This is a genomic window from Falsarthrobacter nasiphocae (assembly GCF_031456275.1).
GTDB classification, from domain to species: Bacteria; Actinomycetota; Actinomycetes; order Actinomycetales; family Micrococcaceae; genus Falsarthrobacter; species Falsarthrobacter nasiphocae.
In genome coordinates this window covers 2,187,731-2,195,465 of the sequence record NZ_JAVDUI010000001.1, presented here as the reverse complement: position 1 = coordinate 2,195,465, position 7,735 = coordinate 2,187,731, and the positions used below count along the sequence as shown (strand labels likewise).

At 69.2% G+C, this 7,735-nt stretch carries 5 protein-coding genes; all 5 read right to left on the bottom strand.

Annotated elements, in window-relative coordinates:
- The coding region (locus tag J2S35_RS09900) for a DegV family protein (RefSeq protein ID WP_309852928.1) at positions 1-891 on the bottom strand (891 nt) is incomplete at its 3' end.
- A gap of 2 nt (positions 892-893) precedes the next feature.
- A complete protein-coding gene (gene leuS, locus J2S35_RS09895; protein WP_309852925.1) occupies positions 894-3,389 on the bottom strand; it encodes a leucine--tRNA ligase in 2,496 nt (831 codons plus the stop codon).
- 215 nt (positions 3,390-3,604) lie between these two features.
- The gene (glpK, locus tag J2S35_RS09890) at positions 3,605-5,134 is read right to left on the bottom strand and encodes a glycerol kinase GlpK (protein WP_309852922.1); all 1,530 of its coding nucleotides are present in this window, start codon (positions 5,132-5,134) and stop codon (positions 3,605-3,607) included.
- 32 nt (positions 5,135-5,166) lie between these two features.
- A complete protein-coding gene (locus J2S35_RS09885) occupies positions 5,167-5,898 on the bottom strand; it encodes an MIP/aquaporin family protein (RefSeq protein WP_309852919.1) in 732 nt (243 codons plus the stop codon).
- Positions 5,899-5,978: 80 nt separating this feature from the next.
- Positions 5,979-7,688: a glycerol-3-phosphate dehydrogenase/oxidase gene (locus J2S35_RS09880; protein ID WP_309852916.1), complete on the bottom strand. Its 1,710-nt coding sequence runs from the start codon at positions 7,686-7,688 to the stop codon at positions 5,979-5,981.
- Positions 7,689-7,735 lie beyond the last annotated feature (47 nt).

The window sequence follows — 7,735 nt, the reverse complement described above, 5'->3', positions numbered from 1 at the left end:
CGCGGAGAGGACCGGCGACAGGTGGCAGAGCAGGGGCGGGGCGACACCGGCGGACGCGCAGGCTTCCTCGACGAGGGCAGCCCGGGTCGGGTCGTTGGTCTCCACGCAGAGTCGCACGCTGCCCTGTGCGGAGGCCGCGGCCAGACGGACGCACTCCTCGACCGCTGCATCCCGCGTTCCCACGGGCAGGACGCCGGTGAGACGCCCGTCATCGAACGTCACGACGGGCCAAGGCCCGGCCGCCGCCAGAGGGCTCGGCTCGGGTGCGGGGCCCGCGGCCGTCTCCTGTGCGGCTCCCCCTGCCGCGGCGTGTCCGGCCCCTCGGCCCCCAGCGAGCAGGGTCTTCACGCTCGGCATCGTTGCGAACAGCGGCAGACGGGGCCGCGCGGTCTCAGCGTGAACCCCCGCCACGGCGCGAACGTCCTCGGCCCCTGAGGGCCCGCCCTCCGCGGGGCGGCACCGCACCAGGGTATCGACGAGCTCGGCCGTCTGCCACCCAATGCTGCCCGAGTCCACGACCGTCACCGGGACGGCCGCGCCCTCGGCACCCAGCCGCGCTGACTCCCACGTCCCAGACAGCCTCGCGGACATGGTCACGACGACGACGGATGCCGCCCCCGCCTCGACGCACCGCGCGATCGCGTCGGCGAACGCCTGAGGCGCCGGCCTGGCCGTGGTGACGGCCCGGCCCGTCGCGTGGGCCATCGCCATCTCCGCCGCGGCCTTGGCGCCGCTGGCCCGGAGGGGCTCCCCGTCGATGAGGACGGGCACGCTCACGTACGCGTCGGCTCGCGCCAGGCGCGGCTCCGCCGAGGCCGGGCCCGAGGTAGGGCCCGCCGCCGGGCCGCCGAGCAGCTCGACCTCGGCCGTCGAGTCCGCGATGACGGCCATCGCTACGGCTTCGGGACGATGCTCACGAGCTTCGGGGCGCGCACAATGACCTTGAGCACCTCGCGGCCCTCGAGCAGGCGCACGACGGGTTCGGCGGCCAGCGCCTGGCGCTCGAGCTCCTCCGGAGCGATGTCCGGGGCGACCTCGAGCTTGGCCCGGACCTTGCCCTGGACCTGGACGACGGCCGTGACCGTCTCCGCCACGAGCAGGGACGGGTCCACCTCGGGCAGCGCCGAATTGGCCACGAAGCCCTCGCCGCCCAGCAGCTCCCACATGTCCTCGGCCGTGTAGGGCGCGATGAGGGAGAGCAGCTGCGCCAGCACCTGCGCGGCCTCGCGGACCGCGGGGTCGGCGGCTCCGGCGCCCGTGTCGATGGCCTTGCGTGCCGCGTTCGTCAGCTCCATGAGCTTGGCGACGACGACGTTGTACTTGGCCTGCTCCAGCAGCTCCGCAGACTGCGCGAGCGTCTGGTGCGTGACCCGCCGCAGGCCCGGCTCCTGAGTGGAGGCGAGCTCGCCGCTCGTGCCAGCGTCCCGCACGTCCCGCGCCACGCGCCACGCGCGGGCCAGGAACTTCGAGGACGCGCCCGGCGACACATCGGCCCAGTCGACGTCGTCCTCCGGAGGCGAGGCAAAGAGCATGGTGAGCCGGACAGCATCCACGCCGAAGAGCTCCAGCTGCTCCCCCAGGTTGACGCCGTTGCCGAGCGACTTGCTCATGGCCTTGCCATTGTTGATGACCTGACCCTGGTTGAGGAGGGCTGTGAAGGGCTCCACGAAGTCCACGAGGCCCATGTCGTGGAGGACCTTCGTCACGAAGCGTGCGTAGAGCAGGTGGAGGATCGCGTGCTCGACGCCGCCGACGTACCGGCCGACGGGCATCCACTCGTTGACTTTCTCGCGCTCGAACGGCGCGTCCTCGCACCCCGGCGAGGTGTAGCGCAGGAAGTACCAAGAGGAGTCGACGAAGGTGTCCATCGTGTCCGAGTCCCGCTGAGCCGTGCCGCCGCAGGAGGGGCACTCGACCGTCCGCCAGGCCTCGGCCGCGGCGAGGGGGCTCTCGCCCTTCGGCGCGAGCTGCTCGCCCTTGAGATCCTCCGGCAGGCGCACCGGCAGTTGGTCCTCGGGGACCGGCACCTCGCCGCACGCCTCGCAGTGGATGATCGGAATGGGGGTGCCCCAGAAGCGCTGGCGGGAGATGAGCCAGTCCCGCAGGCGGTAGTTGATGGACGCCTCGCCCGTGCCGCGCGAGCCGAGGAGCCGGATGGCGGCCTCGATGGCCTCGTCCTTGGCCAGGCCGTCAAGCTCGCCTGAGTTCTTGGCGACGCCCGGGGTCAGGCTCGCCTCCCCGGAGACGGCGGGGTCCTCGTCGTCGTTCTCCACGACAGCGCGGATGGGCAGGTTCATCGCCTTCGCGAACTCGATGTCGCGGGCATCGTGCGCGGGGACGGCCATGATGGCGCCCGTCCCGTAGTCGGCGAGGACGTAGTCGGAGATCCACACGGGGATGTTCTCGCCCGTGACGGGGTTGACGGCGTAGCGGCCGGAGAAGACGCCGGTCTTCTCGCGGTCTGTAGCCTGGCGCTCGATCTCCGAGGCGGCCTTGACGGACTCGCGGTAGGCCTCGAAGGCCTCGCGCTGCTCGCCGACGACGATCTCGTCGGCGAGGGCCGAGTCCACGGCGACGACCATGAACGTCGCGCCGAAGAGGGTGTCGGGGCGCGTCGTGAAGACCTCGATCTGCCGGGCCGGGGCGACCTCGTTGGCCAACAGGGCGAACCGCACATTGGCGCCCTTGGAGCGGCCGATCCAGTTCTTCTGCATGAGGAGCACGCGGTCGGGCCAGTGGCCCTCAAGCTGCGCCATGTCGTCGACGAGGCGGTCCGCGTAGTCCGTGATCTTGAAGTACCACTGGTTGAGCTTCTTCTTCGTCACGAGGGTCCCGCAGCGCTCGCAGGCGCCGTCGACAACCTGCTCGTTGGCGAGCACCGTCTGGTCCTTGGGGCACCAGTTGACGGGCGAGTCCTTGCGGTAGGCGAGCCCGCGCTTGTAGAACTCGAGGAAGATCCACTGGGTCCAGCGGTAGAACTCGGGGTCGGACGTGTGCAGACGGCGGGACCAGTCGAGGCTGAGGCCATAGCGGCGGAAGGAGGACGCCTGGACCTCGATGTTCTTGTACGTCCACTCGGCGGGGTGGCTGTTGTTCTTGATGGCCGCGTTCTCGGCGGGCAGGCCGAACGAGTCCCAGCCGACGGGGTGCAGGACGTTGTAGCCCTTGAAGCGCCACCAGCGGGCGGCGACGTCGCCGATCGCGTACGCCTCCGCGTGACCCATGTGGAGGTCGCCGGAGGGGTAGGAGAACATGTCCGCCACGTAGCGGCGCTCCCGCGTGTCGCCGGGCTGTGGCTCGAAGACCTTGGCCTTCTCCCAGCTGCCCTCCCACTTGGCCTCGACGGCATGGACGTCGTAGTCGGTCTCGGTCGAACGCTCGTCGTTCACGTTTCTCCTCCGGGGCGTGGGTGCGTGGGCCCAATCCGGGCCACACCAACTTTAGCCCAGTGCCCGGGCCCGCCTCACGGCGCGCTGCGGAGCGGACGACGACGGGGCCGAGGGGGCCGGTCGCCGCACCCGAGCCCGGGAGGCACAGACAAGGGCCGCGCCCTCCCCCGGTGTCCCGGCGGCAGGCGCGGCCCTCGTGTCAGTCGAGGCGGACGCTACTGAACGTCCTCGTCAACCCAGTCGAAGGTCTTCGTGACGGCCTTCTTCCAGAGGCGCATCTGGCGATCGCGCTCCTCGTCAGCCATGGCGGGCACCCAGCGGGTGTCCTCGGCCCACTGCGCGCGGAGCTCGTCCATGTCCCGCCAGAAGCCGACGGCGAGGCCTGCGGCGTACGCAGCGCCGAGGGCCGTGGTCTCCGTGATCTCGGGGCGGATGACCGGCACGCCGAGGATGTCGGCCTGGAACTGCATGAGCGCGTCGTTCGCGGTCATGCCGCCGTCCACCTTCAGCTCCTCGAACGGGACCTCGGCGTCGGCGTTGACGGCGTCCAGGACCTCGCGGGTCTGGAACGCCGTCGCCTCGAGAGCCGCGCGGGCGATGTGCCCGCGGTTGGCGAACCGGGTGAGTCCGACGATGGCACCGCGAGCCTCGGACCGCCAGTAGGGCGCGAAGAGGCCGGAGAAGGCCGGGACGATGTAGACGCCGCCGTTGTCCTCCACCGACGCGGCGAGGCGCTCGACCTCGGGTGCCGAGGAGATCAGCTTGAGGTTGTCGCGCAGCCACTGGATGAGCGAGCCGGCGACGGCGATCGACCCCTCGAGGGCGTAGTGGGCCGGCTGGTCGCCGATCTTGTAGCCGACCGTCGTCAGGAGGCCGTTCTTCGAGTGGACGATCTCCTCGCCCGTGTTGAAGATGAGGAAGCAGCCGGTGCCGTACGTGTTCTTGGCCTCGCCGGCCTCGAAGGCGGCCTGGCCGAAGGTCGCGGCCTGCTGGTCGCCGAGGATGCCCGCGATGGGCACCTCGCGCAGGAGCTGGTCGCTGTGGACCGTGCCGTAGACCTCGGAGGACGAGCGGATCTCCGGGAGCATGGAGGCGGGGACGCCGAACTCCTTGAGGATGCTCTCGTCCCACGAGAGGCTCTTGAGGTCCATGAACATCGTGCGGGACGCGTTCGTGACGTCGGTGACGTGCACGCCGCCGTCGGTGCCGCCCGTGAGGTTCCAGAGGACCCACGTGTCAGTCGTGCCGAAGAGGAGGTCCCCGGCCTCGGCCTTCTCGCGGGCGCCCTCGACGTTGTCGAGGATCCACTTCACCTTCGTGCCGGAGAAGTAGGTGGCGAGCGGCAGGCCGCAGATGTCCTTGAAGCGGTCGAGGTCCTTCTCGGGGCCCGCAAGCTCATCGACGATCGGCTGCGTGCGCGTGTCCTGCCACACGATGGCGTTGTACACGGGCTTGCCCGTGTTCTTGTCCCAGACCACCGCGGTCTCTCGCTGGTTGGTGATGCCGACGGCCTCGATGTGGTGGCGGGTCAGGTTGGCCTTGGACAGGGCGTTTCCGATGACCTCGCGGATGTTGTCCCAGATCTCGGTGGCGTCGTGCTCAACCCAGCCGGCCTTCGGGAAGATCTGCTCGTGTTCCTTCTGCCCGACAGAGACGATCTTTCCGTCGTGGTCGAAGATGATCGCTCGCGAGGACGTCGTGCCCTGGTCGATGGCGATGACGTACGACTTGTCGTTCTTCGTCATGGTGTTTCTCCTAACGTCGTTGTCGAAGAGGTTCAGGCGATGAGGCCGTGGACGAGGACGGCCAGGAGGCCACCCAGGATCGGGCCCACCACGGGGACCCAGGAGTAGGCCCAGTCGGAGCCGCCCTTGCCCTTGATCGGGAGGATGGCGTGGGCGATGCGCGGTCCGAGGTCACGCGCGGGGTTGATGGCGTAGCCCGTCGGTCCACCGAGGGACGCGCCGACGCCGACGACCGCGAAGGCGACGAGGATGCCGCCGAGGCCTGCAGGGGCCTTTGCCGGGACCATGAGGATGAAGAGGACGAGGGCTGCCGTGGCCAGGATCTCGGTGACGAGGTTCATGCCGTAGCTGCGGATCTCCGGGCCCGTCGAGAAGACGCCCAGCTTCATGGCCGGGTTCTCCTCCTGGTCGAAGTGGTCCTTGTAGGCGAGCCAGCAGAGGACGGCGCCGAGGAAGGCGCCGATCATCTGGGCCACGATGTAGAGGCCCAGGTTGCCGGCCGTCTTCGCGATGCCGGGCGCGAGCTCGGCCACGTGCGGGTCCGCCATGAAGGCGACCGTCACGGCCGGGTTCAGGTGGGCGCCGGAGGCCGCCGCCACGAGGATGCCCGCGAGGACCGCGAAGCCCCAGCCGAAGTTGACCATGAGGAAGCCGGTGCCGTAGCCCTTGGTCTTCACGAGGATGTTGTTGGCGACGACGCCGCCACCGAGGAGCAGGAGCACGGCCGTGCCCAGGAGCTCCGCGATGAACTGTGTTCCGTTCATGCTGATACCTCTTTGAATCAGTAGAAGTTCTTGTGGGGATGCCGCGGAGCGTACCCTGCGGCAGGCGGAGTGACCTGTGACTAGGCGAGGGCGCCCGTCTCAAGGTCAATCCGGTGGCGCTCGCTGAAGACGTCGAGCACGTGCGCGCGCTCTGCGTCCTTCTCGGCCTCGCTCAGGCCCTTCGCCGCGGCGAAGGCGTCGAGGATGGCCTCGAGCATGTCTCCGGTGGCTAGGCCCCGGAAGGCGAGCGATGTGCGACGGATGAGGATGTCTGCGACATGCTCGACCTGCTCATGCTCAAGGAGGAAGTCGAGCTCGCGCACCGACAGCTCGGGGCTGCCTGCGATGAGCTCGTCCTTCTCGGCGCGGAGGTAGTCCGCCACCGTGTCGGCGCGCAGGCCGTAGCGCTCGAGGAGCACCGCGTACCGGTCAGCGCCGATCGTGTCGTCGGCACGCGCCGCGATCCACGCACGGACGGCCTGCTCGTTCGCGGGGAAGCCCTCGCCGCCGCCGATGTACATGCCGAGCGTGCTCACCTCGCGCTCCTTGCCCAGGAGCTCGAGGACGTCGTTGGTCAGGTGCTCGGAGAGCGCCCGGAAGGTGGTCCACTTGCCGCCGACCACAGAGATGACCTTCGCCCCGTGCTGGTCGCGCTTCTCGAACCGGTAGTCGCGAGAGACGAACCCGGGGGCCGTGTCGTCGTGGCGCGGGAGGGGGCGCACACCGGAGAACGTGTAGACGATCTGATCCCGAGTGACGGGGATCGAGGGGAAGACGTGCTTGACGAGTTCGAAGAAGTACTCGATCTCCTCGTCCGTGCAGACGGCCTGCTCCCGCATGTCGTCGTCAAGGTCGGTCGTGCCCACGAGCACGCGGTCCCCCATCGGGTAGATGAGGACAATCCGGCCGTCGGTGTGCTCGAAGAAGATCTCGCGTCCGCGCGTCGCGGCGAGAAGCTCCGGGTGGTCGAGGACGATGTGCGAGCCCTTGGTTCCGCCCATGTAGCGCGTCTCGTCGTCCATGGCCTCGTTGGTCTGATCTGTCCAGGCGCCGGAGACGTTGAGGACCACGTCCGCCTTGAAGTCGAACTCCTCGCCGGAGATCTCGTCCTTGAGGCGCACCCCCGCGTCGGAGAAGCCGACGGCGGTCACGTAGTTGCTCGCCCGGGCCTTGTCTCCCGTCGCGAGACCGTCGTTGAGGACGTCGAGGGTGAGGCGCTCCGGATTGTGGACGGAGGCGTCGAAGTAGGTCGCCGTGTATCGGACGTCGTCGCGCATCTGCGGGAAGAGCTCGCGGGACTTCTCGGCTCCGAGGAACTCGTGCTTGGGCACGGAGCCGCCGATCCGGGAGAAGGAGTCGTAGATGGACAGGCCGGCCTTGATGAGCGCGGCCCCACGCTCCTGCGGGGCGCCCGACTTGTGCGTGAGGAAGCGCAGCGGCGCGTTGAGGATGCCGGAGAACGTGGAGAAGATCGGGATCGTCGTCTGGAGCGGCTTGACGTAGTGCGGAGCGATCTTGAGGAGGTTGTTGCGCTCGACCACGGACTCCTTGACCAGCCGGAACTCGCCGTTCTCAAGGTAGCGAATGCCGCCGTGGATCATGTGGCTGGATGCGCCGGAGGCCCCGGAGCAGTAGTCCTCGCGCTCAATCAGGGCGACGTCGATCCCCTGAAGCGCAAGGTCGCGGAAGGTTCCGACGCCGTTGATTCCGCCGCCGATGATGAGGACGGTGGCGTTGGGGCGCTCCCGCAGGCTGGCGACGCGGGCTCGGATCTGCGACGTGACGGACAAGACTCCTCCTTCGTCCGGGCGGTGAGCCCGGAGTGTGACGTGTGTTT